At 73.3% G+C, this 26454-nt stretch carries 20 protein-coding genes; 9 read left to right on the top strand and 11 right to left on the bottom strand.

Features of this window, described 5'->3' with window-relative positions; translation table 11 throughout:
- Positions 1 to 9: 9 nt before the first annotated feature.
- Positions 10 to 348: a DUF3817 domain-containing protein gene (locus tag ABZ452_RS19995; RefSeq protein ID WP_357944841.1), complete on the bottom strand. Its 339-nt coding sequence runs from the start codon at positions 346 to 348 to the stop codon at positions 10 to 12.
- Between the two features lie 163 nt (positions 349 to 511).
- Here ABZ452_RS19995 and ABZ452_RS19990 point away from each other — a divergent pair, with 163 nt between their 5' ends.
- Entirely contained in the window at positions 512 to 1990 is a 1479-nt protein-coding gene (locus ABZ452_RS19990; protein WP_357944839.1) for a glutamate--cysteine ligase, read from the top strand.
- A gap of 10 nt (positions 1991 to 2000) precedes the next feature.
- On the opposite strand, the gene ABZ452_RS19985 is transcribed toward ABZ452_RS19990, so the two are convergent.
- The 4 genes from ABZ452_RS19985 to glgX form a co-directional block, all read right to left on the bottom strand.
- A complete protein-coding gene (locus ABZ452_RS19985; protein WP_357944836.1) occupies positions 2001 to 2570 on the bottom strand; it encodes a GNAT family protein in 570 nt (189 codons plus the stop codon).
- A 104-nt stretch (positions 2571 to 2674) separates the two neighbouring features.
- On the bottom strand, positions 2675 to 4408 hold the full coding sequence (gene treZ, locus ABZ452_RS19980; RefSeq protein WP_357944834.1) for a malto-oligosyltrehalose trehalohydrolase: 1734 nt from the start codon (positions 4406 to 4408) through the stop codon (positions 2675 to 2677).
- A complete protein-coding gene (treY, locus tag ABZ452_RS19975; RefSeq protein WP_357944832.1) occupies positions 4405 to 6747 on the bottom strand; it encodes a malto-oligosyltrehalose synthase in 2343 nt (780 codons plus the stop codon). The genes treZ and treY overlap by 4 nt, the downstream gene beginning before the upstream one ends.
- Before the next feature lie 2 nt (positions 6748 to 6749).
- A complete protein-coding gene (glgX, locus tag ABZ452_RS19970) occupies positions 6750 to 8870 on the bottom strand; it encodes a glycogen debranching protein GlgX (protein WP_357944830.1) in 2121 nt (706 codons plus the stop codon).
- Between the two features lie 320 nt (positions 8871 to 9190).
- On the opposite strand from glgX, the gene ABZ452_RS19965 reads away from it, so the two are divergent.
- The 7 genes from ABZ452_RS19965 (at position 9191) to ABZ452_RS19935 (ending at position 18471) form a co-directional block, all read left to right on the top strand.
- Positions 9191 to 10588 carry a glycosyltransferase family 4 protein gene (locus ABZ452_RS19965; protein WP_357944827.1) on the top strand — a complete coding sequence of 466 codons (1398 nt, stop codon included), beginning with the start codon at positions 9191 to 9193 and terminating at the stop codon, positions 10586 to 10588.
- A 461-nt stretch (positions 10589 to 11049) separates the two neighbouring features.
- Positions 11050 to 11244, top strand: a complete 195-nt coding sequence (locus ABZ452_RS19960) for an AlpA family phage regulatory protein (RefSeq protein ID WP_357944825.1) — start codon at positions 11050 to 11052, stop codon at positions 11242 to 11244.
- A gap of 61 nt (positions 11245 to 11305) precedes the next feature.
- Positions 11306 to 11716: an NUDIX domain-containing protein gene (locus ABZ452_RS19955; protein ID WP_357944822.1), complete on the top strand. Its 411-nt coding sequence runs from the start codon at positions 11306 to 11308 to the stop codon at positions 11714 to 11716.
- 201 nt (positions 11717 to 11917) lie between these two features.
- The gene (locus ABZ452_RS19950) at positions 11918 to 12574 is read left to right on the top strand and encodes a response regulator transcription factor (protein WP_357944819.1); all 657 of its coding nucleotides are present in this window, start codon (positions 11918 to 11920) and stop codon (positions 12572 to 12574) included.
- 108 nt (positions 12575 to 12682) lie between these two features.
- On the top strand, positions 12683 to 14785 hold the full coding sequence (locus tag ABZ452_RS19945) for a M14 family metallocarboxypeptidase (RefSeq protein WP_357944817.1): 2103 nt from the start codon (positions 12683 to 12685) through the stop codon (positions 14783 to 14785).
- A gap of 259 nt (positions 14786 to 15044) precedes the next feature.
- Complete coding sequence (locus ABZ452_RS19940) at positions 15045 to 15560, top strand: fasciclin domain-containing protein (RefSeq protein WP_357944815.1); 516 nt, start codon at positions 15045 to 15047, stop codon at positions 15558 to 15560.
- Positions 15561 to 15654: 94 nt separating this feature from the next.
- Positions 15655 to 18471: a M14 family zinc carboxypeptidase gene (locus ABZ452_RS19935; RefSeq protein WP_357944812.1), complete on the top strand. Its 2817-nt coding sequence runs from the start codon at positions 15655 to 15657 to the stop codon at positions 18469 to 18471.
- A gap of 69 nt (positions 18472 to 18540) precedes the next feature.
- On the opposite strand, the gene ABZ452_RS19930 is transcribed toward ABZ452_RS19935, so the two are convergent.
- The 4 genes from ABZ452_RS19930 to ABZ452_RS19915 form a co-directional block, all read right to left on the bottom strand.
- On the bottom strand, positions 18541 to 19824 hold the full coding sequence (locus ABZ452_RS19930; protein WP_357944809.1) for a citrate synthase: 1284 nt from the start codon (positions 19822 to 19824) through the stop codon (positions 18541 to 18543).
- 194 nt (positions 19825 to 20018) lie between these two features.
- Positions 20019 to 22070 (bottom strand): sulfatase-like hydrolase/transferase, encoded by a 2052-nt coding sequence (locus ABZ452_RS19925; RefSeq protein ID WP_357944806.1) that lies wholly within the window; start codon positions 22068 to 22070, stop codon positions 20019 to 20021.
- Positions 22063 to 23478, bottom strand: coding sequence for a class I SAM-dependent methyltransferase (locus ABZ452_RS19920; RefSeq protein ID WP_357944803.1), 1416 nt, complete (start codon positions 23476 to 23478; stop codon positions 22063 to 22065). Before ABZ452_RS19920 ends, ABZ452_RS19925 begins: the two co-directional genes overlap by 8 nt.
- Positions 23479 to 23483: 5 nt before the next feature.
- The gene (locus ABZ452_RS19915) at positions 23484 to 23633 is read right to left on the bottom strand and encodes a hypothetical protein (RefSeq protein ID WP_167364301.1); all 150 of its coding nucleotides are present in this window, start codon (positions 23631 to 23633) and stop codon (positions 23484 to 23486) included.
- Positions 23634 to 23812: 179 nt separating this feature from the next.
- Here ABZ452_RS19915 and ABZ452_RS19910 point away from each other — a divergent pair, with 179 nt between their 5' ends.
- Positions 23813 to 24211, top strand: a complete 399-nt coding sequence (locus ABZ452_RS19910) for a VOC family protein (protein ID WP_357944800.1) — start codon at positions 23813 to 23815, stop codon at positions 24209 to 24211.
- A 109-nt stretch (positions 24212 to 24320) separates the two neighbouring features.
- Here the strand turns inward: ABZ452_RS19910 and ABZ452_RS19905 are convergent, their stop codons facing one another.
- The gene (locus ABZ452_RS19905; protein ID WP_357944797.1) at positions 24321 to 25133 is read right to left on the bottom strand and encodes a helix-turn-helix domain-containing protein; all 813 of its coding nucleotides are present in this window, start codon (positions 25131 to 25133) and stop codon (positions 24321 to 24323) included.
- 93 nt (positions 25134 to 25226) lie between these two features.
- On the bottom strand, positions 25227 to 26453 hold the full coding sequence (locus ABZ452_RS19900) for a bifunctional glycosyltransferase family 2/GtrA family protein (protein ID WP_357944794.1): 1227 nt from the start codon (positions 26451 to 26453) through the stop codon (positions 25227 to 25229).
- Position 26454 lies beyond the last annotated feature (1 nt).

Genomic DNA, 26454 nt, shown 5'->3' with positions numbered 1-26454 from the left:
CCCCGGCGGTCAGCCGACCGGCGTGAGGGGGCGCTCGGTGGCGGCCGGCGTGGCGAGGAGGCCGCGGCGGCGGGCCCAGCGCTCGAAGAGCACCGTGGCGAACGGCGGCACGGCGCAGGCCAGCGCGACGGCGGTGTGCCACAGCGACCAGCGCCGCTGGCGGGCCACCACCAGCACGAGCAGCCCGTACGCCACGAAGAGCGCGCCGTGGACCGGGCCGAACACGTGCACGCCGATCTCGTTGCGCGGCGGCCCGTACTTGACGGCCATGCCGGCCAGCAGGGCGGCCCACGAGCAGGCCTCGGCGATCGCCGCCGCCACGAACAGCCGGATGGTCATCTCGCGCATCCGGCCATGCTAGCCAGCCGGGCCGGCCGGACCGGCCACGACACTGTGCGACGCGACAGGGATCACCGGCGGGACAGCTGGGTAGTAATGGGTCCCCCGGCTCTTTCCCCGCGCCGCGGTGGCGTGCGAGGTTAGGGGGACCAACGGTGACAGGGTGGTGACCATGGGCGAGGACGTCGGCGTGCGCACCTTCAGCCGGGAGGACCGGGCCCGCTACCGCGACAAGGTGCGGCGTTGCCTGGACGTGTTCGCCGAGATGCTGCGGGAGTCCCGCTTCGACGTGGAGCGGCCGATGACCGGGCTGGAGATCGAGCTGAACCTGGTCGACGAGGACTCCCAGCCGGCCATGCGCAACGCCGACGTGCTGGAGGCGATCGCCGATCCCAGCTTCCAGACCGAGCTGGGCCAGTTCAACGTGGAGATCAACGTCGCGCCGCGCCGGTTGGCCGGCACCGGCACGGCCCAGTTCGAGGAGCACGTCCGGGCCAGCCTCAACGCCGCCGAGGAGAAGGCCCGCGCGGTCGGCGCGCACATGGTGATGATCGGCATCCTGCCGACCCTGCGCCCGGAGCACCTGACCGCCGAGACCCTGTCGGCCAACCCGCGCTACGCCCTGCTCAACGAGCAGATCTTCGCCGCCCGGGGCGAGGACCTGCGGATCTCGATCAGCGGGGTCGAGCGGCTGGCCACCACGGCGGACACCATCACCCCCGAGGCCGCCTGCACCAGCACCCAGTTCCACCTCCAGGTCAGCCCGGACCAGTTCGCCGACCACTGGAACGCCGCCCAGGCGATCGCCGGCGTCCAGGTGGCGCTCGGCGCGAACTCGCCGTTGCTGTTCGGCCGGGAGCTGTGGCGGGAGACCCGGGTGCCGCTGTTCCAGCAGGCCACCGACACCCGCGCCGAGGAGATCAAGGCCCAGGGGGTACGCCCCCGGGTGTGGTTCGGGGAACGCTGGATCACCAGCGTGTTCGACCTCTTCGAGGAGAACGTGCGTTACTTCCCCGCGCTGCTGCCGGTCTGCGACCCGGAGGACCCGGCGGAGACCCTGGCCGCCGGGGGCGTGCCGAAACTCGCCGAGCTGCGGCTGCACAACGGCACGATCTACCGGTGGAACCGCCCGGTCTACGACGTGCTGAAGGGCCGCCCGCACCTGCGGGTCGAGAACCGGGTGCTGCCCGCCGGGCCGACCGTGCTGGACACCGTCGCCAACGGCGCCTTCTACTTCGGCCTCGTCCGCGCCCTCGCCGAGTCCGACCGGCCGCTCTGGTCGCAGATGTCGTTCAGCGCGGCCGAGGAGAACTTCACCAACTGCGCCCGGCACGGCATCGACGCCCAGGTGTTCTGGCCGGGGCTGGGCTACCTGCCGGTGACCGAGCTGGTGCTGCGCCGGCTGCTGCCGCTGGCCCACCACGGGCTGGACCGGTGGGGCCTCGACCCGGCCGAGCGGGACCGGCTGCTCGGCATCGTCGAGCAGCGCTGCCTGACCGGCCGCAACGGCGCGACCTGGCAGGTGGAGACGCTGCACCGGCTGGAGTCAGCCGATCACCTGGACCGGCCGGAGGCGCTGCGCGAGGTGGTCCGCCACTACGTCGACCTCATGCACACCAACCGCCCGGTCCACGAGTGGCCGATCCCCTGACCGTTCCGGCTCAGAGCGGGGACGGGTCGTCGCGCAGGCGGCTGTAGAGCCAGCCGTCGCGCCAGGCGCCGGCGCGGAACTCGCAGGCCCGGATCACCCCTTCGAGCTGGAAGCCGGCCTTCTCCAGCGACCGCTGCTCGGCGAGGTTCTCGGGGTGGGTGCCGGCCTGGATCCGCTGCGCCGGCGTGTGGGCGAACAGGTAGTCGCAGAGCAGTGCCTGCGCCCGCCAACCGATGCCCCGCCCGCGCCACTCGGGCAGGAGCGCGATACCGATCTCCCAGTACGGCGCGCGCCCGCTGTAGATACCCGACTGGTAGCTCACGAGGCCGGCCGCGGCCTCCTCGGGCTCGACCTGGACGACGAGCCGGCCGTCCCGCTCGCCCAGGTAGCCGTCCTCGGCGTACCGGCGGGCGGGCGCGCCCGCGTCCCGGAAGCCGGCCCAGTCGAGCCCGATCAGGCCCGGCTCGGTGAGGAACCGGCGGAGCATCGCCAGGTCCGGCTCGGCCACCGGACGCAGCCGGACCGCGCCGCCGCCCGCCTCGTGCGCGATGCCGGCGAGCCTCGGCTCGGCCTCGTCCATGTCCGGAACGCTAGCGGCCGTCGTCTCGCGTCGCTGCCCCGTGGCGCACGCCGGGCAGCGCACGGTCGCCGGACCGTCTGGCCGCGGCCCGGACCGGTGAGCGGTCAGAGCGCCACGATCGCGGCGGACTCCGGCGGCAGCTCGATGCCGTCGCGCATCACGGTGACCCCCTCGGAGGTGGCGAGCAGCACCCGGCGCACCACGCCGGGCAGGTTGATGCGCTGCGGCTTGCCGGCCAGGTTCGCCACCACGAGGCAGCCGCCCCGGCGCATCAGCAGGAACTGGTCGCCGTGGCGGACGTCGACGTGGCCGAGCCGGGGATCGGACAGGTCGGGACGGTGCTTGCGCAACGCGATGAGCCGCCGGTAGAAGTCGTACATCTCCCGGTGCTCGGGCTTGTCCAGCTCGGCCCAGTCGAGCCGGGACCGGACGAAGGTCTGCGGGTCCTGCGGGTCGGGCACGTCCCCCGGCGGCCAGCCGTGCGCCGCGAACTCCCGCCGGCGCCCAGTCGCGACCGCGGTGGCCAGCTCGGGCTCGGGGTGGCTGGTGAAGAACTGCCACGGGGTGCTGGCCGCCCACTCCTCCCCCATGAACAGCATCGGGGTGAAGGGCGCGGTCATCAGCAGGGTGGCGCCGACGCGCAGCAGCCCGGCGGAGAGCGTCTGGGAGATCCGGTCCCCGGTGGCCCGGTTGCCGATCTGGTCGTGGTTCTGCAGGTACGCCACGAACCGGTGCCCCGGCGTGCGCTGCCGGTCGACGGGCCGGCCGTGGCTGCGGTTACGGAAGCTGGACCAGGTGCCGGCGTGGAAGAACGCGCCGGTCAGCACGTCGGTGAGGCATTCGAGGGAGCCGAAGTCGCCGTAGTAGCCCTGCCGTTCCCCGGTGAGCAGGGTGTGCAGCGCGTGGTGGGCGTCGTCGTTCCATTGGGCGTGCAGCCCGTAGCCGCCGGCCTCCCGCGGGGTGATCAGCTTCGGGTCGTTGAGGTCGCTCTCGGCGATCAGGGACAGCGGCCGGGCCAGGTGGGTGGAGAGGGCTTCCACCTCGGCGGCCACCTCCTCGAGGAAGGGGGTGGCCCGGGAGTCCGGCATGGCGTGCACGGCGTCGAGCCGCAGCCCGTCGACGTGGTAGTCGCGCAGCCACATGAGCACGCTGTCGACGATGTAGCGGCGCACCCCGTCGGAGTGCGGCCCGTCCAGGTTGACGGTGCGGCCCCAGGTGTTGCTCTGCTCGGTGAGGTACGGCGCGAAACGCGGCGCGTAGGCCCCGGAGGGCCCGAAATGGTTGTAGACGACGTCGAGGATCACCCCCAGCCCTTTGGCGTGCGCCGCGTCGACGAAGCGCTTGAGCCCGTCGGGCCCGCCGTACGGCTCGTGCGGCGCGTACCAGCAGACCCCGTCGTAGCCCCAGTTGTGCTCGCCGTTGAAGGCGTTGACCGGCAGCAGCTCGACCAGGTCGACGCCGAGGTCGACCAGGTGGTCGAGGCGGCCGATCGCCGCGTCGAAGGTGCCCTCCGGGGTGAACGTGCCGATGTGCAGCTCGTAGAGGACGCTGCCGGGCAGCTGCCGCCCGGTCCAGCCCTGGTCGGTCCAGCCGAACGCGGCGTGGTCGTAGCGGCGGCTCGGCCCGTGCACGCCCTGCGGCTGCCAGGCCGACCGGGGGTCGGGCAGCGCCTGGTCGTCGTCGTCCAGCAGGAACGCGTAGTCGGTGCCGGGCCCGGCGCCGGGCACCTCGGCCCGCCACCAGCCGTCCGGCCCGGGGCGCATGTCGTGGTCGGCGACGCCGGGCAGGCGCAGCCGCACCCGGGCGGCTTCGGGCGCCCACACCGTGAACTCGGTCATGCGGCAGCCTCCACGGAGACGGAGTCGGTGGGAGCGAGGAGGGCGACGGGGTAGGTGCTCAGCAGATCGTGCATCAGCAGCTCAGACCCACTGTAGACCCGACCGGTGAACACGTCGGTAACACTGTTGCCGGAAATCGCGAGGGTCGTGTCGCGCCAGCCGCCGTCGCGGGCCAGCCGCAGCGGCAGGCGGGTGGCCACGGCGATCGCCCCGCCCCGGTCGAAGGCGACCGCGTGCGCGCCGGCCGGCCCGTGTGCCGGCACCGGCCGGTAGCCGGTGAACAGCTCCGGACGGTCCCGGCGCAGCCGCAGGGTCCGCGAGACCACGAGCAGCTTGGCCGCGCCGTCGGCGGCCACCGCCGGCTGCCAGCCGGCGTCGAGCCGGGCCAGCAGGTCCCGGCGTACGGCGAAGTCGACCGGGCGGCGGTTGTCGGGGTCGACCAGGGAGTTCTCCCACAGCTCCGTGCCCTGGTAGGTGTCCGGCACCCCGGGCATGGCGAGCTGGACCAGCTTCTGCCCGAGCGAGTTGGACCAGCCGGGCGGGGTGATCTCGCCGGCGAACGCGGTGAGCTCGGCGTGCAGCTCAGGGTCGTCGTACAGCCGGTCGACCAGGGCGTGCAGCTCGTGCTCGAACGCGGGGTCGGGGTCGGCCCAGCTGGTCGACACGGACGCCTCCCGGGCGGCCTTCTCGGCGTACCCGTGCAGCCGCTCGCGCTCGATGGGCCAGGCTCCGACGGCGGTCTGCCACAGCAGGTGGGCGAACGCGGGGTCGGCCAGCGGGGCGCGGGACATCCAGTCGGCGACCCGCTCGGCCCAGCGGCCGGGCAGCTCGGACAGGACCGCGAGCCGGGCGCGGACGTCCTCGCCGCGCTTGGTGTCGTGGGTGGAGAGCGTGGTCATGCTCGCCGGCCAGCGCACCTGCCGGGCGGTGGCGAAGCGGTGGAACTCGGCCGGCGGCACGCCGAAGTGGGCGGGGCTGCCGCCCACCTCGTTGAGGGCGACGAACCGGCTCCACCGGTAGTAGGCGGTGTCCTCCACCCCCTTGGCCATCACCGCGCCGGAGAGCTGCGGGAAGCGGGCGGCCAGCTCGTGGTCGGGGTCGCGGAGCCGGGCGGTGACCTCGTCCAGCACGGCGGTCAGGTCGGGGCGGCGGCGGCCGGCCTCGGCGCGGGCGGCCGCGAGGTGCCGGGCGCCCTCCGGCGGGTAGCCGCGGTAGACGTCGAAGGCGGCGGCCAGCTCGGCGAGGGCCGACCGGACCTGCTCGCGGGGCAGCTCGGGGACGAGAGCGGCGAGCCGGCTCAGCTCGGCGGCGAGCAGCCGGGTGGCGGCCTCGAGCTTGGTGTCGTGGGTGAGGTCCTGCCACGAGGTGTGCCGGCCGGTGAGCCGGCCGTCCAGCGCCGTGAAGTCCGCCTCCGCGTCCGGGTCGACGAAGAGCCCGCCCGCCGCGGCCAGGGCGTCGTAGCCGGTGGTGCCGTCGACCGGCCAGTCCGGCAGCTCCTCGGCGTACTCCAGGATCTTCTCCACCACCAGCCACGCGCCGGGCGCGGCGGCGCGCAGCCGGGCCAGGTAGCCGGCGGGGTCGCGCAGCCCGTCCGGGTGGTCGACCCGGATGCCGTCGAGGTCGCCGGCGGCGGCCCAGCGCAGGATCTCGGCGTGGGTGGCGCGGAAGACCTCCGGGTCCTCCACCCGCAGCCCGGCCAGGTCGGACACGGCGAAGAACCGGCGGTATGTCAGCTCGCTGTCGCCGCGCCGCCAGTCGACCAGCTCGTAGTGCTGGCGGTCGTGCACCTCGCGGGGCGTCCCGTCCGCGGTGCCGTCGGCGATCGGGAAGCGGTGCTCGTGGTAGCGCAGCTCCCCGTCGACCACCTTGAGGTCGTCCAGGGCGTCGGGGGTGTCGGCGAGCACCGGCAGCAGCAGCCGGCCGCGGTCCCAGTCGATGTCGAACCAGTCCGCGTACGCCGAGGCGCGACCCCGGCGCAGCACGTCCCACCAGGCCGGGTTGGCCGCCGGCCGGGCCACCCCGGCGTGGTTGGGCACGATGTCCACGACCAGGCCGAGCCCGGCCGCGCGCAACGCCCGGACGAGGCGCTGCCGGCCGCCCTCACCACCGAGTTCCGGGTTGACCGCGCGGTGGTCGACCACGTCGTAGCCGTGCTGCGAGCCGGGGGTGGCGGTGAGCAGGGGCGCGCTGTAGAGGTGGGTGACGCCGAGGTCGGCCAGGTAGCCGGCGAGGCCGGCGGTGGCGTCGAGGTCGAAGCCGGGGCGGACCTGGACGCGGTAGGTCGACCCCACCCCCGCCGTCGTCGCCGTCGTGTCGTCGGGGTGGGGGGTGTCGGGCATGGTCAGGCCGTCCTCTCCAGGACCAGCAGCGCGCGGTCGGGGACGCAGACACTCCCGCCCGCCTCGACCGCCAGTGTCTTCTCCGGATCCGGGTCCGCGGTGCTGATGACCAGCTCCCACCGCTGCCCGAACTCGGCCGGTGGCAGCGTGAAGTCCAGCGGCGCGTCGTGCGCGTTGAACAGCAGCAGGAACGAGTCGTCCCGGTGGCGCTGGCCGTACTGGCCGCGTTCCGGGATGCCGTCGCCGTTGACGAACAGGGCCACCGAGCGGCCGAAGTCGTTGCCCCAGTCCTCGCCGGTCATCTCCCGGCCGTCGGGCGTGTACCAGGCCAGGTCGGGCAGGGCGGTGCCGGCGGCCCGGCCGCCGACCGGCAGGCCGGTGAAGAACCGCCGCCGCTGGAACACCCGGTGCCGCTTGCGGAACTCGGTGAGCCGCTGGACGAACGCCACCAGCTCCTCGTCGGCCCGCGTCCAGTCGACCCAGGCCAGCTCGCTGTCCTGGCAGTAGGCGTTGTTGTTGCCGTGCTGGGTGCGGCCCAGCTCGTCGCCGTGGCCCAGCATCGGCACGCCCTGGGAGAGGATGAGGGTGGCCAGGAAGTTGCGCCGCTGCCGGGCGCGCAGGGCGAGCACCGCGGGGTCGTCGGTGTCCCCCTCGACGCCGCAGTTCCAGGATCGGTTGTGGCTCTCCCCGTCGCGGTTCTCCTCGCCGTTGGCCTCGTTGTGCTTGTCGTTGTAGGAGACCAGGTCGTTGAGCGTGAACCCGTCGTGGCAGGTGACGAAGTTGATGCTGTGGAACGGGCGGCGCCCGTCGTCCTGGTAGAGGTCGGCGGAGCCGGAGATCCGGGAGGCGAACTCGGCCAGGGTGTGCGGCTCGCCGCGCCAGAAGTCCCGCACGGTGTCCCGGTACTTGCCGTTCCACTCGGTCCACTGCGGCGGGAAGTTGCCGACCTGGTAGCCGCCCGGGCCGACGTCCCACGGCTCGGCGATCAGCTTGACCCGGCCGACCACCGGGTCCTGCTGCACCACCTCGAAGAAGGTGGAGAGGCGGTCCACCTCGTAGAACTCCCGGGCGAGGGTGGCCGCCAGGTCGAAGCGGAAGCCGTCGACGTGCATCTCGGTGACCCAGTAGCGCAGCGAATCCATGATCAGCTGCAGCGAGTGGGGGCTGCGCACGTTGAGGCTGTTGCCCGTGCCCGTGTAGTCGACGAAGTAGCGACGATCTTCCTCGGAGAGCCGGTAGTAGCTCGGGGTGTCGATGCCCTTGAAGCTCAGCGACGGGCCGAGGTGGTTGCCCTCGGCGGTGTGGTTGTAGACCACGTCGAGGATGACCTCGATGCCGGCCGCGTGCAGCGCCTTGACCATGCCGCGGAACTCCTGCACCTGCTGGCCGAGCCGCCCCAGCGCCGAGTAGCCGTGGTGCGGGGCGAAGAAGCCGATGGTGTTGTAGCCCCAGTAGTTGCGCAGCCCCAGATCGGCCAGGCGGTGGTCGTGCACGAACTCGTGCACCGGCATGAGCTCGACCGCGGTCACCCCGAGCCGCCGGAAGTAGTCGATCATCACGGGCGAGCCGATCGCCGCGTACGTGCCGCGCAGCTCCTCTGGGATGTCGGGGTGGCGCATGGTCAGGCCGCGCACGTGCGCCTCGTAGATCACCGAGTGGTGGTACGGGGTGCGCGGCGGCCGGTCGTTGCCCCAGTCGAAGTACGGGTTCACCACCACCGACTTCGGCATGAACGGCGCCGAGTCGGTGTCGTTGCGCCGGTCCGGGTCGCCGCCCACCTCGTAGTCGTAGACGGCCGGGTCCCAGCTGACCTCCCCGTCGACCGCCTTCGCGTACGGGTCGAGGAGCAGCTTGTGCGGGTTGCAGCGCAGCCCGTTGGCCGGGTCCCACGGCCCGTGCACCCGGTAGCCGTAGCGCTGGCCGGGCTCGATGCCGGGCAGGTAGGCGTGCCAGACGTAGGCGTCGACCTCGCGCAGCTCGACGCGCCGCTCGGCGCCGGTGTCCCACTCGTCGAACAGGCAGAGCTCGACCTTCTCCGCCACCTCGGAGAAGATCGCGAAGTTGGTTCCCATCCCGTCGTAGGTGGCACCGAGGGGATAGCTCTCGCCCGGCCAGACCTGCATGTCGCTCCTTCGGCCATGATCATGAGCGCACCGGACGGGCGGGCCGCCGGTGCGCACGCCGCTAATGCCCCGCCACACGCTCCGCCAATCCACCCGTTCGGACGGTAACCGAATTCCACCCACCTGAGGCGGGCCGGGCCGTCAGGTGTTGTCCGTCACGATCGCCCTTTTCCAGATGCGGGTTCGCGCCGGATGGCTTTTCCTGGATGGCGGACGCGCGTGCCCGCGCGGGTCCGTCCCCGGCCGTTCGGCCACCCCACCACGCTCCCCACGCCGCCAGTGACGTCGGCGCGTACCAGCATGCATGGACGGAGATCGATGTGACCACCCTGCGGGTCGGCGCGCAGCCCGCCACCGCGACGGACCGGACCCACCGGCCCACCCTCACCTCCCGCCCCACCATCCCGCCGCAGCCCGGCGTACCGCCCCGGACGCGGCGCATCCTCATGCTGTCGTGGGAGTACCCGCCGGTGCTCGTCGGTGGCCTCGGCCGCCACGTGCACGCGCTCTCCGTCGCCCTGGCCGCCGCCGGCCACGAGGTCACCGTCGTCACCCGGCACGCCGACGGCGCGCCGCTGGAGGAGTACGCCGACGGCGTGCGGATCGTCCGCGCCGCCGAGGACCCGGTCACCTTCCCCCTCGCGACCGGCTCGCTGCTGGCCTGGACCATGGCGTTCAACCACACCCTCACCCGGGCCGCCCTGCGCGCCACCGAGTCCGGCGCGTACGACGTCATCCACGCCCACGACTGGCTGGTCGCGCACACCGCCATGACCCTGCGCGAGCACCTGGACGTGCCGCTGGTCAGCACCATCCACGCCACCGAGGCCGGCCGGCACCAGGGCTGGCTGCCCGAGGAGATGAACCGCACCATCCACGGCGTCGAACACTGGCTGGCCACCGAGTCGGGCCGGGTGATCGTCTGCTCCGGCTACATGCGCGACGAGGTGGGCGCCCTGTTCGGGGTGGACCCCGCCCGGGTCGACGTGGTGCCCAACGGGGTGGAACCACACCGCTGGCGGGTGCCCGGCTCGGCCGTCGCCGCCGCCCGGGCCCGGTTCGCCGGGGACGGCCCGCTGGTCACCTTCGCCGGCCGGCTCGTCTACGAGAAGGGCGTGCAGCACCTGCTCGCCGGGCTGCCCCGGCTGCGCGACCGGCACCCCGGGCTGCGCGCGGTGATCGTCGGCGACGGCCCGTACCGGGCGACCCTGGAAGCCGAGGTGCACCGGCTCGGTCTGGGCGGCACGGTCAGCATGCCGGGCTTCCTCGGCGGCACCGACCTGCCCGCCGTGATGGCCGCCTCGGACTGCTTCGCGGTGCCCAGCATCTACGAGCCGTTCGGCATGGTGGCCCTGGAGGGCGCGGCGGCCGGCGCGCCCCTCGCGGTGTCGCGCACCGGCGGGCTGGCCGAGATCGTCGAGCCGGGCGTCACCGGACTGACCTTCGCGCCGCAGGACCCCGACGGGCTCGCCGAGGCGGTCCACGCGCTGCTCTCCGACCGGGACCGGGCCCGGCTGCTGGCCCGGCGCGCCCGCGCCATGGTCCACGACCAGTACGGCTGGTCGGCCATCGCGTCGCGCACGGCCGCCGCGTACGCGTCCGCCATCGCGGGCGATCCCGCGTTCACGGCCGCCCGGGCGGAGCAGCGGATGGCCGCGGGCCGGACCCTGCCCGCCCTGCCCGAGGGCAACCTGCTGGCCGCCGCCGGCCTCCGCTGACCCGACGCCGCCCGCCGGTCCCTCTCGGCCGGTGAGGTGGCGGCCGGCGGCGCCGGGGATGATCGGCTCCAGATCGCCGACGTGGCGGGGTCCGACACGTTCGGATACCGCCACCTCGGCGATCTGGAGTGGATCAAGACCCCTGCTCGGGGCGGCGGCCGTCGTGGTGGTTCAGGGACAGCGGAAGTAGCGCTGGCGCCTTCGCGCCTCGACCGTCAGGCGCCAGGCTCGAAGCAGCCTCTTGGCATGCTGCACGCGGGGACACGTCCCGTCGGCCCGGCAGTGTGGGCAGCGCTTTCGGGTGTGGAGATCCACCATGAAGCCGGCGGCCATGACGTGGAACGGCGGCTCAGGTTCCCAGCTGCTAGTCACGAGGGGATGATATATGACTAGTACCTATGACTACTAGGCGTGCGTCAAGCTGATACGTGACTAGTTGTCGGACACCTAGCGTCCGACGCATGGGCAAGAAGCTGCGGCTGGTGGGCTCGGCGGAGATCCGCGTGCTCCTCGGGGGCGTGTCGCGACAGCGGGCGTACCAGATCACCAGCCGCCGCGACTTCCCCGAGCCGGTTGCCATGCTCCAGATGGGCAACGTCTGGCTCGCCGAGGATGTCGAGAAGTGGATCGCGGAGAAACGCCCCGAGATGGACTAGCCGGCCGTCGTGCCGATCGTGGTGTGTCTCTCGCACAGAACCGAGATGGCATGATCCGCAAATGGCCAGCTATGCAGTGGCGATCGTCCTGCTCGTCGACGCCTCCGGCGCGATCCTCCTGCAGCACCGGGACGCGCACGCGCCCGTCTCCCCGAACCAGTGGAGTCTGCCCGGCGGCCGCATCGAGCCCGGCGAGACGCCGGAGGAGGCCGCCCGCCGGGAACTGCTGGAGGAGACCGGGCTGACCGCCGGCGAGCTGCGCCCTCTGTGGAGCGGCCCGCGGCCGTACGAGGAGGGCTTCCCGCACACGGTCACGGTGCACGCCTTCCACGGCACCACCGACGCCACCCAGGAGGACGTGGTGCTCGGCGAGGGCCGCGCGATGGTCTTCGTCCCCCGCGCCGAGGTGCTCGACCGGGAGCTGGCGGTCTCCACGGCGTTCCTCCTACCCCGTCACCTGGAGGACTCGTGAGGGGCGGCGCGAATCCTGGCGACTCACCGTTCGCGACGAGCGGCGACTCGCCAAGATCGCAGCGCGACGGTTCACGGAATCCGCCCGACGGGTCGACGTGAATGATCGTCCGGTCGTGATCTGAAGTTCGGGCTGGTCGCGGGCCGTGCGGATCGGACAGACTCGCCTGAACCGGTGACGACGAGGTCCGAGGGAGACGCGGTGCGGGTGCTTCTGGTGGAGGACGACCTGCGAGTCGCGTCCGCGCTCGCCGCCGCGCTGCGCCGCCGCGGGAACTCGGTCATCACGGCCACGACCGCGTCGGAGGCGGTCGAGGCCGGCCCGGTGGACCTCATGCTGCTCGACCTCAACCTGCCCGACCGGGACGGGCTGGCACTGTGCCGGGAGATCCGCCGGCACAACGAGGACATCGCGATCATCGCGGTGACCGCCCGCGGCGACGAGCGGGATCGGGTGGCGGGGCTGCGGGCCGGCGCCGACGACTACGTGGTGAAGCCGTTCTCGATGGCCGAGCTGCAGGCCCGGATCGAGGCGGTGATGCGCCGCGCGGCGCGCACCGCCCGGATCGAGGCGGCGCTGGAGGTCGGCGACCTGCGGCTGGACCTCAACGCCCGGCGGGTCTGGCTCGGCGACCGGGAGGTCGTCCTGACCCGCAAGGAGTTCGCGCTGCTGATGGCGCTGGCCCGGCAGGCCGGGACGGTGGTGCCCCGGGAACGGCTGCTCATGGACGTCTGGCAGACCACCTGGGGCGCCGGGCACACCCTCGACGTCCACGTCGCGGCCCTGCGGGGCAAGCTCGACGACGCCGGCCTCGTGGAGACCGTGCGCGGGGTGGGCTACCGGCTCCGGCCGGCCTGAGCCGCGGATCCTCAGATCCACCTCAAGAAATCGCTGACCGTCGACCAGGGACGGGTTGGCTCGCGTTGGCTGTGCGGACCGAGTCATCCCACCTGTTCTGGAGCATCCATGAGAGACAGACGGACGACGGCCATCCTCTCCGCCCTGCTCGCCGCCAGCCTGGCGGCTTTCGCGGGACCCCTTCCCGCACAGGCCGACCCGGCCGAGCCGAACCAGGTCCAGGGCCTGACGGTCGTGCAGGGCGACGGCTACGCCACCCTCGCCTGGACGCCGGTCGAGGGCGCCACCGACTACCAGATCGAGCGCACCCCGGTCGCCGCCGACGACACGGCGGCCGGGCCGGCGGTCATCACCGGCGTCTGGCGGCCGAACCGCCAGATCAACAACTCCTCGCCCACCTTCGCCGACGCCGGGTTCAACCCGGGCACCCGGTTCCAGTGGCGGGTCCGCGCCCGCGTCGGCACCACCGCCGAGCCGTACTCGGCGCCGGTGGCCGGCACCACCCGGGCCCCCTGGGGCGACCCCGCCGTGCCCGGCCAGAACCTCCGGACCCAGTGGGAGACCACCCTCGCGGCCCAGTACACCAGCGACGTCAACGAGTACGCGTACACCGCGGCGGTCGACGAGGCGAGCGACCGCGTCCGGGTGACCGAGATCGGCCGGACCGCGCTCGGCCGCCCGATCAACATGTTCGTCATCGGCTACCCCACCCCGCCGGCCACCCCGGCGGCGGTGGCCGCGACCTCGCCGCTGATGGTCAACTGCAACGTGCACGGCAACGAGCCCGGTGACCGGGAAGCCTGCCTGATCATGGCGCGCCAGCTGGCCTTCAGCGACGACCCGCGGACGCTCGACCTGCTGTCGCACACCACCGTCCTGATCGTGCCCACCATCAACGGGGACGGCCGGGCGGCCAACACCCGGGGCAACTCCACCGGCCAGGACCTCAACCGGGACTACTCGCTGATCCGCCAGCCGGAGACCTTCGCGCTGATGCGGATGCTGCGCGACTACCGGCCGGTGGCCGGCTACGACGGGCACGAGTTCGGCAACTCCAGCGCCGGCGACCTCCCGATGCTGCCGCCGCGGCACCAGAACGTCGCCCAGCCGATCTTCGACGAGTCGCAGCACATGATCGAGGGTCACATGTACACCCAGGGCGCGAAGGACGGCTGGTGGCCCTGCCCGTACGGCTGCAACGGCGGCGGGAACGTGGGGCTGAGCGAGGAGACCATCCTGCGCAACACCCTGGGGCTCAAGAACGTGGTGAACTCCCTGCTGGAGCTGCGCAGCTCCGGCGGCACCACCCGGCCGGACGAGGGCAACACGGCGAACAACCGGCGGCGCAAGACGTTCTCGGCGCTCTGGACGTTCCAGCAGTTCCTCGACTACCACCGGGCGAACCTCAAGGAGATCACCTCGGCGCGGGCCGACGGGATCACCTTCCAGGTGTCGAACACCGGCCGGATCGTCTTCCGTGGCTCCCGGCCGATCGCGGCGTACCCGTCGCCGCACCCGGGTGAGGCCCCGCCGCCCCTGGACGCCCCGCGCGCCGACCAGATCCTCACCGACGTGCCGTGCGCCTACCGGCTCACCGAGGAGCAGTACCACGGCGAGCGCACCGACGGCCCGGCCGGCCAGCGGACCACCGTGGCGCAGCGGCTCGCCGCGCACGGCTGGAAGGTGGTCAAGGTCGCCGACGGGTACGTGGTGCCCCTCGCCCAGCCCGAGCGGGGTCTGATCCCGCTGCTGCTCGACGGGCAGGCGGTGGAGAAGCTGGTCGACGCCGAGCGGGTGTACCCGACGGTGACCGGCCCGCGGAGCGGTCCGCTGGTGGTCTCCGGCTTCACCTGCCTGCGGGACGCCACGGTGACCGGTCCGGTCCGGGTGCGGGCCGGTGGCACGCTGGTCGCCACCGGCTCGTCGATCACCGGCCCGGTGGATGCCGCCGGCGCCGCCGGCGTGTTCCTGACCGACACGAAGGTCACCGGCCCGGTCCGGATCGCGCAGGGCACCGGGCCCGTGGTGGTCGTCGACACCACGGTCGAGGGTCCGGTCGACGTGTCCGGCAACCGGGGCGACGCACCGCTGCTGGCCGCCAACACGGTCACCGGCCCGCTGCGCTGTGACGGCAACAGCGCGGCCCCGGTCGACCTGGAGCTGGGCAACTCGGCGAAGGGCCCGAAGTCGGGCCAGTGCGCGAGCCTGTGACCCGCTGACCGTCGTACCGGCAGGTCCGGCCTCCCGGGCCTGCCGGTACGACCCGACCCGAGCGGAGAACGCCGTGGAACGGCCCGTCATCCCCCCGCGATCCCGATCCCTCCCCCGGCTCCGGTGGCCGGCCCGCCGGCGGACCGCTGCGCTCGCCGCGGTCGCGCTGTCCCTGGCGCTCACCGGCACGGGCTGCTCCGGCGCCGGCACCGCTTCGCCGGCCGCGGCCGGCGGCGCCGCTCCGAAGGCGGCACCCGTCGTGAGCGGCCCGCTGTGCGACCTGCTGCCGTCCGGCAGCGAGCCCGGCAACCCGGCGGCGCTGGCCGGTCAGCCGGCCGAGGCGGCTCTGCAGTGGCTGCCCGTCCTCACCACGTTCGAGGCAGCGGTGCGGGCGTCCGGCATGTCCGCCGACCTGCACGGCGGCTCGGGGGTGACCATCCTGGCCCCGACCGACGACGCGTTCGCGGCCAAGTTCTCCGAGGACAACCTGGACCAACTCCTCGTGGCCGACCGGGACAAGCTCCGCGGCCTGCTCCGCGAACACCTCGTCACCGGGTCGCTGTCGCTGTCCGACCTGGTGAGCGCCGGCACGGTCACCACGCTCGCCGGCACCACGCTGACCGTCACCGGGGGCGGGGGTAACGCCCGCCTGGCCGACCAGGCCGACACCGTGTGCGCCGACTACCAGGTCGCCGGCGCGCGGATCCACATCATCAACCACGTGCTCGGCAGCCTGCCCACCACCGGTGGCGAGGGCGGGCACCGCGCCCACTGACCGCACGAACCGAGTCTTGCCCCAGGAAACCGCAGGTCGATACGTTTCGATCCAGCTCGCTTGATCTCCCGCCGAGTGAAACGAGGCATTCACCATGCGCCTGTCGAAGCGCCCGCTTAGGGCGGTCCACCCGAGAAGAACGGCCGGTGTCGCCGCGCTGCTCCTGCTCGCCGGTCTGACGCCGTTGCTCGGAGGCGCGCCGGCCGGCGCCGCCCCCACGCCCACCAGCTGCAGCAACGACCCTGCCGCGCGGCTGTCCACCGTGCCCAACCCCGAGTCGGCGCTGGGCTTCCCGCTCGGCACGGGCCAGGAGCGGGTCGTCACCAACGACGAGGTCCGTGGCTACCTGAAGGCCGTCGACACGGCCTCCGACCGCGTGGTCACCGGCGTCCTGGCGACGAGCGTGCTCGGCCAGCCGCTGCCGTACGCCATCGTCTCCAACGAGCGGCACATCCGGCCGGGCGCGCTGCGGCAGATCGCCGACGACATCCGCGACCTGCGGGACCCGCGCCGGACGAAGCCGAGGAAGGCCGCCGAGACCGCGGCCGACCGCCCGGCCATCGTCTGGGTGGCCGGGAACGTGCACGGCGGGGAGAAGAGCGGCACGGACGCCGCGCTCAAGACCCTGTACGAGCTGGCGTCGGGGCTGTCCTGCGCGGTCGCCGAACGGAACGACAACCTGGTCACCGTCATCGTGCCGACCCAGAACCCGGACGGTCGCGACGCCAACCGGCGGCAGAACGAGTACGGCTTCGACATGAACCGGGACTGGTTCGCCCGCACCCAGCAGGAGACCGACGGCAAGATCGAGCTCCTGCGGCAGTACCCGCCGCAGGTCTTCGTCGACGCGCACGAGATGGGCGGCCGGCAGTACTTCTTCCCGCCCAACGCCGACCCGATCCACCACGAGATCGCCAGCGAGAACGTCGACTGGATCAACCGGATCGGCGAGGCCAACAAGGCCGGCTTCGGCTTCAACGGCGCCTGCGGCGGCGCCGTCACCACCGAGTGCTACTTCAACTACGCGACGTACGACCTGTTCTTCATGGGCTACGGCGACACCGTCCCGGCCGCCGGCTTCGGCGCCGCCGGCATGACCTTCGAGAAGGGCAGCGCGTCGGCGGTGGCCGACCGGGTCCAGCAGCAGTTCCACACCCAGTGGTCCACCCTCGGGTGGGCCGCCGCGAACAAGCACGAGGTGCTGACCGGCTACTACAAGATTTGGACGGACGCGCTCGCCGAGGGCCGGGCCGGGGCGCTGGAGCCGAACGAGGTGGTCCAGCCGACCAACAACGTCCAGTTCCCGGTGCCGGACATCACGATCCGCTCGTACTTCCTGCTCCCCGATCGTCAGCTCGGCGACGTGCGCCAGCTGGTCGAGCGGCTGCGCCGGATGGACGTCGAGGTCTACGAGGTGACCAAGCCGACGAAGGTGCCCACCGCCCGGGTCTTCGGCGGACGCACCGCGACCGACGTCACCGTGCCGGTCGGCGCGTACTGGATCCCGATGGACCAGCCGCAGAAGCACTGGATCCAGGCGATCATGGGCGAGGACCCGTACGTGCCGTTCCCCTACTTCTACGACGTGTCGTCCTGGAGCAACCCGCTGCTCATGGGCGTGGACACCATCTACACCGGCGACGACGTCCGGCCGCACGCCAAACTGGTCCGGGAGATCACCGGTGGCAGGGCCTCGGCGGCCGGGGCGAAGGGGTCGTACGCGTACCCGCTGGACTCGGCGGCGGCGGCCGAACTCACCTTCCGGCTGCTCGGCCGGGGCGTGCCGCTCGTCCGTGACCTCGACACCAGCGTGGTGGGCTTCCCCGCCAAGAGCCTGACCCAGGAGGTCGACCGGCTGGCCCGGTCGCTCGGGGTGACCCTGAGCCCGAGCGGCGCGCCGGCCGCCGGGAGCCCGGTGGACCTGCCGGATGTCGGGCTGTTCCAGGGCACCGGCATCTCCACCACCTCCGGCTCGCACGGCGAGGCCCGGTATGTGCTCGGCAAGCGGTGGGGGCTCGACCTCACGCCGGTGACCACGGCCGACATCAACGACAACACCCCGGCGTTCACCGAGCGGACCGTGCTGCTCGTGCCGGACGGCAGCAGCTCGACCGGCGGGCTCACCGCCGCCGGGCAGGCCAACCTGCGGAACTGGATCGCGCAGGGCCACACCTACCTCGGCCTGCGCAACGAGGGCACCCGGATGGCCCGGGCCGCCGGCCTCACGTCCACCACGGAGAAGGCGAAGCCGGCGGACTACCGGATGATCGGCTCGCACCTGCGGGTCGACGTCGACCGCAGCAGCCCGGTCGCGCTGGGCCGGCCGGCGGAGGACTTCGAGTTCAACAACAGCGACTCGATTCTGAACCCGAGCAGCACCGGCACCAACGTCCTCAGCTACCCGTCCGACGACACCTTCTGGGCGAACGGCTACACCACGCGCAGCGAGGTGTTGAAGGGCACGGTCGCCCTGGTGGACGAGCCCACCGGCGCCGGCCGGGCCGTGCTGTTCGCGTTCAACCCGCTCTTCCGGGCGTACAACGAGAACGGGCTGCACCTGGTGGCCAACGCCCTGCTCTACCCGTCGGGTGCGGCGGCGGACCGCGGCGCCGCGCGGCGGACGCCCGGTGTCGACCCCGCCCGGGCGGCCGCGGCGGCCCAGCCGGTGGCGGACGACCTGGGCGGCGAGTGGCGCCCGATCACGGTCGAGGTGGCGGCCGGTGACCGCGGTCGCGCCGAAGCGGTCGTCGCCCGGTACACCGACACGGCCCGGGTCTCCGTGGTGGACGGGTCGGCCTACCTGGTGATCCCGAATCCGGCCGGCCTGCAGGCCGACGAGCACCCGTTCCTGCGTGACCTGGTGGGCGCCCTCCGGGAGGCGCAGATCCCACTGCGTTCCCTGGTGGGCTGACGCACCGTCGCGCAAACACGAAGGCCGCCGACCCGCACGGGGTCGGCGGCCTTCGCCGTCAGGACCGGCTCAGCGCTGCGCGGCGGGGACGTAGTCCCGCTCGGCGTAGCCGGTGTAGATCTGCCGCGGGCGGCCGATCTTGGTCTCCGGGTCGTTGATCATCTCGCGCCACTGGGCGATCCAGCCGGGGAGCCGGCCCAGGGCGAACAGCACCGTGAACATCTTCGTCGGGAAGCCCATGGCCTTGTAGATCAGGCCGGTGTAGAAGTCCACGTTCGGGTAGAGCCGGCGCGAGACGAAGAAGTCGTCGGCGAGGGCGATCTCCTCCAGCTGCATGGCGAGGTCCAGCAGCGGGTCCGGCTTGGCCATCCGGCCGAGCACGTCCTGGGCGGCCTTCTTCACGATGGCGGCGCGCGGGTCGTAGTTCTTGTAGACCCGGTGGCCGAAGCCCATCAGCTTCACGCCGTCCTGCTTGTCCTTGACCTTCTGCACGAAGGTACGGACGTCGCCGCCGTCGGCCTGGATCTTCTGGAGCATCTCCAGCACGGCCTGGTTGGCGCCGCCGTGCAGCGGGCCGAACAGCGCGTTCACGCCGGCCGAGACCGAGGCGAACAGGTTGGCGTTGCTGGAGCCGACCAGCCGGACGGTCGAGGTGGAGCAGTTCTGCTCGTGGTCGGCGTGCAGGATGAACAGCATGTCCAGCACGCGGGCCATCACCGGGTCGACCTCGTACGGCTCGGCCGGCACGCCGAAGGTCATCCGCAGGAAGTTCTCGACGTAGCCCAGCGAGTTGTCCGGGTAGAGCAGCGGCTGGCCGATCGACTTCTTGTAGGCGTACGAGGCGATGGTCGGGACCTTCGCCATCAGCCGCACCGTGGACATCTCGACGTGGTCGGAGTCGAACGGGTCCAGGCTGTCCTGGTAGAAGGTCGAGATCGCGCTCACGGCCGAGGAGAGCACGGCCATCGGGTGCGCGTCGCGGGGGAAGCCGTCGAAGAAGCGGCGCATCTCCTCGTGCAGCAGCGAGTGCCGGCGGACCCGCTCGCTGAACTCGGTGAGCTGGGTCTGGGTCGGCAGCTCACCGTAGATCAGCAGGTAGGAGACCTCCAGGAAGGAGGACTTCTCGGCCAGCTGCTCGATCGGGTAGCCGCGGTACCGCAGGATGCCCGCGTCACCGTCGATGTACGTGATCGCGGACGAGCAGGACGCCGTGTTCACGAAACCGGGGTCGTACGTCGTCATCCCGGTTTCCTTCAGCAGCTTGCCCACCCCGATTCCGGCGGGCCCCTCGACCGCGGACTGCACCGGCATCGACAGCTGCCCACCGGGGTGGTCGAGCTTGACTTCCGTCATCTGTTCCTCGCTTCGCCGGCAAGATCTTCGTTGAGTTGCCTTCGCTTTTACCGTAATCACGGTGGGGAGGACACCGCTCGTCATGGTTCGGTGGTGAGGTATGCGTCACCCGATTCCCGACTTGCCGACTCGGAAACCCGGTGGAAGCGCGACCACCCCGAGCTGGGAAGGCTACCCGGCGATCCTGCGGATGATCACGAGAGGGTGAGCCCGCTCAGCGCCCCGTCGACGCTCACCCGGTAGAGATCGAGGCGGTTGGCCCCGGCGGCGAAGAGCCGGTCGTCGGGGAGAAGGGCGGCGAACCGCCGGCCGGCGTGATCCGGCGGGACCACCGGGACGACCGCGCCCACGGTGCCGTTCACCGCCACGGCGAGCCGCGTCCCGTCCGGCACCGAGGCGGGCACGGACCCCCAGACCAGCGCGGGCAGCTCGCCGCGCGCCGGGTCGACATCGCGGAACGCGGCGAGGTTGCCCACCGTCGCCGTACCCCCGGGTGGTTTCTCCCCGACCCGGGTGCCCACCAGCGGGTCGGGGGCGGGTGACGCGGGCGGGGACGGGACCCCGCCGGGGAACGTGAGCGGCTGGCCGGGCGTGTCGTAGAAGCGCTTGTCGGAGGTGTCGCGCGGGGCCTGGCTCGCCGGCCGGCCGTCCATCCGCCAGGGGATCCGCATGTGGGTCTCGTCGGCGATCGTCGGCAGCAGGTCCACGTGCTGCCAGTTCCGGTCGTCGACCCGACCGGTCCGCTGGCCGGGTTCCTTCAGGAGCATCGGCACCCAGGCGACCTGGTCGGGCGCGTGGGTGATGGCGTCCAGCCCCCGGCCCTGCCAGTCCTTGCGGAAGCTCACCCCGTGGTCGGCGGTGACCACCACGAGCGCCTTGTCGTAGAGGCCGGTGGCGCGCAGGGTGCGCAGCGTCTCGCCGATCAGCCGGTCGGTGTAGCCGAGCTGGGCGAGGTGCCGGGCCCGGGCCAGGTCCACCCACCCGGTCCCGTCGCTGGGCAGGTCCTCGGGGGCCGCGTAGTGCGCCCCGGACGGCAGGTAGACCCAGGGCGAGTGCGGCATGAGCAGGTGCAGGAAGTGCAGCGTGGGCCGGTCGGCGGGGCGCAGGCCGGCGAGGAAGGTGGTGAACCGGGCCGGCTGGTTGTCGTCGAGGGTGTCCCAGCGGAACTTCGGGTCGTTCGGCACCGGCTCGGCCGCGTCCAGCCCCGCCTCGGCGCGGGTCTGCTCCCGGTAGGAGTCCTCCGGGTCGATCCGGCTGTCCACCGGGGCCATGACCTGGCCCAGCAGCTTCCCGCTCTCCCGCACCAGCACCCCGAGCCCCTGCTGCGGGCTGACCGGCTGCTCGCAGCGGCTGGGCGGGCAGAGCCGGGTGATGCTCTCCTCGGCCTTGATGTCGTACAGGCCGCCGAGGGCGGTGAACAGGTTGTCCGGGTACCGCGAGTAGTGCGGGGCGATCGGCTCGGCCGGGTAGCGCCCGCGGAGCATGGCCGGCAGCGCGTAGGGGGTCCAGCCGCTGACGCCGGTGGCGTTGCGGTACCAGGTCGAGCCGGCGGCCAGCTCGGCGAAGTGCGGATAGCGGGCGGCATCGATCCTGCGGTCCGGACCGAGCAGGGAGACCAGCGGCAGCTCGTCCAGGACGATCATGACCACCGGCGGGTGGGCGCCCGCGCCGGCCACCCCGGCGGCGCCGCCGTGCCCCCGGGGCAGCACCACCGCCGAGGCCGGCGAGGCGAAGACGAACAGGCCGACGAAGACCAGCGGCCCGACCGCGGCCACCCGCAGCACCCGGGCCAGGGCCCGCCACCGCCGGTGGGCGGCCGCCCCCGCGGCGCCGGCCACCACCGCCGCAACCAGCAGGGGTACGCCCCGCAGGGGCGTGACGTGCCGGCCGACCTGCACCGCGAGCGCGGCCAGCAGCAGTCCCACGACCAGCGTGTGCACGGCCGCCCGGGCGGGCCGGCCGGCGACCAGGCCGACCGCGCCGAGCAGGGCGAACGGCACGGTCGGCGCGATCGCGATCAGCGCCACCAGGAGCAGCACGTCGGCCCGGGAGGCGCGGTGGAACAGGAAGAAGTCCGGGCTGCGGCCGAGCACGTCCAGCAACGGCTGGGTGACCACCAGCCCGACCAGCGCCGCCACCTCCAGCAGCCGGCCCGCCTCGCCGCGCCAGCGCCCCCGGCCCCAGGTCCGGGGCCGGTCCGGGGCCGGCGGCGGGGTCCGTGGCCGCGCGAGCGTGTCCTCAGCCACCCACCACCACCTGATAGAGGGTGCGGGTGCCCGACGGCAGCTCGGTGCGGCCGACGACCCGCCCGCGCGCCGCGAGCAGCGACTCGAACACCTCCCGCCGGTAGTCGGGGAAGAGCCCGTCCGGCTTGTTGGCCAGCAGGCGGCGGGCCATCGGGTCCTCCGGGTGCACGAACTCGACCACCAGGCTGCCGCCGGTCACGGTCAGCGCGACGAGCTGGTCCAGCACCTCGGGCAGCGGCACGTTCCGGCCGATCGCCAGGTGGTGCACCACGGCCAGGGCGAGCACCACGTCGGCCCGGGCCCGGTCGGCGAAGGCGGCCCGCTCGACGCCCCGCCAGCCACCGCCGGGCGACGGGTCGGCCAGGTCCATCACCAGCGGCAGGATCCGCCCCTCCCCCTCGTCGCGCAGCGCGCGGTAGAGGGCGTCCACCACCGCCGGATCCTGCTCGACGGCGACCACGTGGTCGGCGTGCCGGGCGGCGATCCGGGCGTAGCTGCCGTCGTTGGCGCCCAGGTCGAGCACCCGGCCCGGCCCGGTGGCGGCCACCGCCCGGTCGACGAACCGCTCCTTGGCCTGCCGGTCGGGCACCGAGTACGCGCACGTGCGCTGGTAGTCCGACCAGTGGGTGTCCCCCGGCCGGTGGTCCAGCCTGCGGACCAGCTTCGTCAGCCCGCGTACGGTGGCCAGGGCCAGCTCGCGCGAGTAGCCGGCGGACCGGAGCTGCGCGCGTACCGTGCTGGTGCTGGCCCCGGCGTTGCGGTCCTGCATCGCGCCGTGCAGGTGCACGTGGGTGAGCACCCCGGCCCGCCAGCGCCGGGCCCCACCGAAGAGCCGGCGCATCTGGTCCGGCTCGACGCCGTCGATCCGGGCCCGCAGGAAGGGCTGGAAGTCCAGCCCGAGGTGGGCCTGGAGCAGCAGCGGGTAGAGCAGCGTCTGGCAGAACTGCCGGTAGCCGGCCCAGGGCTCGCCGTCGCGGGCCGCCTCGAACGAGCCGACGTCGATGAAGACCGGCCGGGCGCCCCGCCACTGCACGTTGTAGGCGGAGCCGTCCTTCGTGGTGAAGCCGGCGGCCAGCGCGGCGCCCAGCACCTCCAGGTGCAGCAGGGCGGCGTCGCGGAGCATCCCGTACGACCACTCGTAGGGGTGCGAGACGAACGGGATCCGCTCGTGGCGCAGCACCGCGGCCCAGGGCACGTCGACCGGGGTCGGGAACAGCTCCTCCGTGGCGCAGACCTGCCGGTTGGCGAGCAGGTCGCGGAAGAAGTCGCTGGCGGCCAGGGCGCGCCAGTCGCGCGCGGACCGCTCGTCCAGCCCGCGCAGCACCTCGCCGGCGCGGTGGAAGACCCGGTTGCCGGGGTCGCGGAAGGAGCCGGGCTCGGCGCGCAGGCCGGTGTCGGAGAGCCCCACGCCCGTCAGCCCTGGTCGGTGGGCTGCCGGCGGAACCGGGCCACCAGCCGTCTCCAGTAGAGCTTGGCGGCCACCGCCACGCCGGCCACCCCGCCGACCACCGCCTGCACGATAAGGCTGCCGGATCCCGCGTCCAGGTAGGCCAGGTGCGTCACGGCTGCTTCCTTCCCCTCGCCAGTCATCGGAGTCCGGCCCGATATGAGAGCTTTACTGCTCTAAGCCGGACTTGCCCCACCGTACGCCCCTGGTCCTGATTGCGCGGGCCACACCGGCGACTCGTCCCCCGTCCGATCCGTTCAAGACGGCCAGGCCGGCCGGCCTCTACCGTGGCCGCATGACACCGCAGTTCGATCTCATCGGGATGGTCGTCACCGACATGGGACGCACCCTGGACTTCTACCGCCGGCTCGGGCTGCCGATCCCGCCCGGCGCCGAACGCGAGCCCCACGTGGAGGTGACCCTCGACAACGGCGTCCGGCTGGCCTGGGACACCCTCGAGACGATCCTCAGCTTCGACCCCGACCACGCCCCGGCGACCGGCGGCCCCCGCGCCAGCCTGGCCTTCCGCTGCGCCGACCCGGCCGAGGTGGACCGCTGGTACGCCGAGCTGACCGGCGCCGGCCACCACGGCCACCTGCCACCGTGGGACGCCTTCTGGGGCCAGCGCTACGCGGTCCTGCTCGACCCGGACGGCAACGGCGTCGACCTGTTCGCCCCGCTCAAGTCCGACTGAGCCACCACCGCCGGGCGCTCACCTCCGCACCGATCCGCCGATCTTGGACAGTTACCGTTCGAGCGGAACGGCAGCTGTCCAAGATCTCGAAGGCCCCCCGCCGAGGGCCTCAGGCGCCGGCGGGCGGCAGCAGGTGGGTCGGTGGGACGCCGGCCAGTTCCTTCACCTCGCGGGTGAGGTGGGCCTGATCCGCGTACCCGGCCAGGGCCGCGACCTCGGCGAGCGGGGTGCCGGCGCCGGCCAGGTCGAGGGCACGGCGCATCCGCAGGATGCGGGCGAGGGTCTTCGGGCCGTACCCGAAGAGGAGCTGGCTGCGCCGGTGCAGGGCCCGCGCGCCCAGGCCGACCTCGGCGGCGGTCGCGGTGACGGTGGCGCCGGCCGCCAGCCGGGCGGCGACCCGCGCCCCGATCGGGTCCGGGCCACCGGCGGCCCGCAACCGGCCCCGCGCGACGTCCTCCAGCACGGCGGCGACGGACGGTCCCGACCATCCGGCGAGCGCCGGAACGGGTGGGCTGCCACCGGCGGACGCGGCGGCCGGTGGACGTCCGGGAGTTCGGTGCCGGGCACGACCGGCGCCGAAGAGTGGGGCGTCGGCTGCCTCGATGCGGTCGGCCAGGTCGGCGGCGGCGCGTCCCCACAGGTCGGCGAGGGGCACCCGCTGGTCCCGCAGCTCGTCGGCGGGCAACCCGAACACGGCGGGTCCGGTGCCCGGCGGCAGCCGCAGCCCGACCCACCGCTCCCCCGGCACGCCCACCGACAGGTGCGCGGTGCGGTCCGGCCCGGCGACCAGCAGGCCGGACCGGCTGGACCAGAGCAGGTCCAGGCACCCGTCCGGCAGCACCCGCACGGGTGCGTCGCCGCGCGAGACGCTCGCCCACCGCACGGCACCCGGGATCCCCGGTGCCGGCCCTTCCCGGTACATGCCCCCACCCTGCCACGCGGTGGCGCGGTTCCCGCTCCGGATCTTGGCGAGTTGCCGTTCCTGGCGGACGGAAACTCGCCAAGATCTCCGCCGTCAGGGGCGGTGGTGCAGGGCGAGGCGGAGCAGGGTGAAGCGGAGCGCGGTCGCCGCCAGGTTGGCGGCGACCAGGACGGTCAGCTCCACGGCGCGCGGCGGCGTGCCCGCCGTGGCGTGCAGGACCGCCAGGGAACCGCTGGTCAGGGCCAGGCCGAGGGCGAAGGCGAGCAGGCCCTGGAGGTGGTGCCGGCCGGCGTGCCGGCGGCCGGTGACGCCGAAGGTGAGCCGCCGGTTGGCCGCCGTGTTGGCAACCGCCGTGACCAGCAGCGCCAGCAGGTTCGCCGGTTGCGCCCCGAGCGGGCCGCGGGCCAGCACGAACAGCACCAGGTACGCGAGCGTGCTGGCCACCCCGACCATCGCGAACCGGGCGAGCTGCCGGGGCAGCCCGACGGGCACCTGGGCCGGCGGCGCGTGCAGCGGCGCCCGGCCGAGTTGCGCGCGCAGGTCGGCCAGGGGCAGCGCCCCGGTGACCAGCCCCCGGCCCAGCCGCCAGATGCCGCGCAGGTCGGCCAGGGCGGTGGCCACGATGTCCACCCGGCTGTCCGGGTCGTCCACCCAGTCCACCGGGACCTCGTGGATCCGCAGGCCGGCCCGCTGGGCCAGCACCAGCAGCTCGGTGTCGAAGAACCAGCCGGTGTCCCGCACCAGCGGCAGCAGCCCGGCCGCCACGTCGGCGCGGATCGCCTTGAACCCGCACTGCGCGTCGGAGAAGCGCACCGCGAGGGTGCCGCGCAGCAGCAGGTTGTAGCCGCGCGAGATCACCTCCCGCTTGGCGCCCCGGACCACCCGGCTGGTCCGGGCCAGCCGGGTGCCGATCGCCAGGTCCGAGTGCCCGGAGAGGAGCGGGGCGACCAGCGGCAGCAGCGCCGCCAGATCGGTGGAGAGGTCCACGTCCATGTACGCCAGCACAGGCGCCGGGGAGGCCGACCAGGCGGCCCGGAGCGCCCGGCCCCGCCCCTTGGCGTCCAGGTGCAGCACCCCCACCTCGGGCAGCTCGGCGGCGAGCGCGTCGGCCACCGCGAGCGTGCCGTCGACGCTCGCGTTGTCGGCCACGGTGATCCGGAACGGGTACGGGAGATGCGCGGTGAGATGCGCGTGCAGCCGCCGGACGCAGGGGCCGAGGTCGGCCTCCTCGTTGTGCACGGGCACCACCACGTCGAGCACCGCCGTGTGCTCCGTGGGCCGGGCCCGCACGGCGGCCCGGGGTTCGCGGGTGTCGGTCATC

Source organism: Micromonospora sp. NPDC005707, from assembly GCF_040631005.1.
Classification (GTDB): domain Bacteria; phylum Actinomycetota; class Actinomycetes; order Mycobacteriales; family Micromonosporaceae; genus Micromonospora.
The sequence above is the reverse complement of the archived record's forward strand: the minus strand, read 5'-3'. Positions and strand labels throughout refer to the sequence as shown.

What these genes read in the sequence shown, in the direction of transcription:
- ABZ452_RS19930 (WP_357944809.1), bottom strand. Translation starts at nt 19,824, where the DNA reads ATGACGGAAGTCAAGCTCGACCACCCCGGTGGGCAGCTGTCGATGCCG.
- ABZ452_RS19995 (WP_357944841.1), bottom strand. Translation starts at nt 348, where the DNA reads ATGCGCGAGATGACCATCCGGCTGTTCGTGGCGGCGGCGATCGCCGAG.
- ABZ452_RS19990 (WP_357944839.1), top strand. Translation starts at nt 512, where the DNA reads ATGGGCGAGGACGTCGGCGTGCGCACCTTCAGCCGGGAGGACCGGGCC.
- ABZ452_RS19945 (WP_357944817.1), top strand. Translation starts at nt 12,683, where the DNA reads ATGAGAGACAGACGGACGACGGCCATCCTCTCCGCCCTGCTCGCCGCC.
- treY (WP_357944832.1), bottom strand. Translation starts at nt 6,747, where the DNA reads ATGCCCGACACCCCCCACCCCGACGACACGACGGCGACGACGGCGGGG.
- ABZ452_RS19905 (WP_357944797.1), bottom strand. Translation starts at nt 25,133, where the DNA reads ATGTACCGGGAAGGGCCGGCACCGGGGATCCCGGGTGCCGTGCGGTGG.
- ABZ452_RS19900 (WP_357944794.1), bottom strand. Translation starts at nt 26,453, where the DNA reads ATGACCGACACCCGCGAACCCCGGGCCGCCGTGCGGGCCCGGCCCACG.
- treZ (WP_357944834.1), bottom strand. Translation starts at nt 4,408, where the DNA reads ATGACCGAGTTCACGGTGTGGGCGCCCGAAGCCGCCCGGGTGCGGCTG.
- ABZ452_RS19955 (WP_357944822.1), top strand. Translation starts at nt 11,306, where the DNA reads ATGGCCAGCTATGCAGTGGCGATCGTCCTGCTCGTCGACGCCTCCGGC.
- ABZ452_RS19910 (WP_357944800.1), top strand. Translation starts at nt 23,813, where the DNA reads ATGACACCGCAGTTCGATCTCATCGGGATGGTCGTCACCGACATGGGA.
- ABZ452_RS19960 (WP_357944825.1), top strand. Translation starts at nt 11,050, where the DNA reads ATGGGCAAGAAGCTGCGGCTGGTGGGCTCGGCGGAGATCCGCGTGCTC.
- ABZ452_RS19935 (WP_357944812.1), top strand. Translation starts at nt 15,655, where the DNA reads ATGCGCCTGTCGAAGCGCCCGCTTAGGGCGGTCCACCCGAGAAGAACG.
- glgX (WP_357944830.1), bottom strand. Translation starts at nt 8,870, where the DNA reads ATGCAGGTCTGGCCGGGCGAGAGCTATCCCCTCGGTGCCACCTACGAC.
- ABZ452_RS19985 (WP_357944836.1), bottom strand. Translation starts at nt 2,570, where the DNA reads ATGGACGAGGCCGAGCCGAGGCTCGCCGGCATCGCGCACGAGGCGGGC.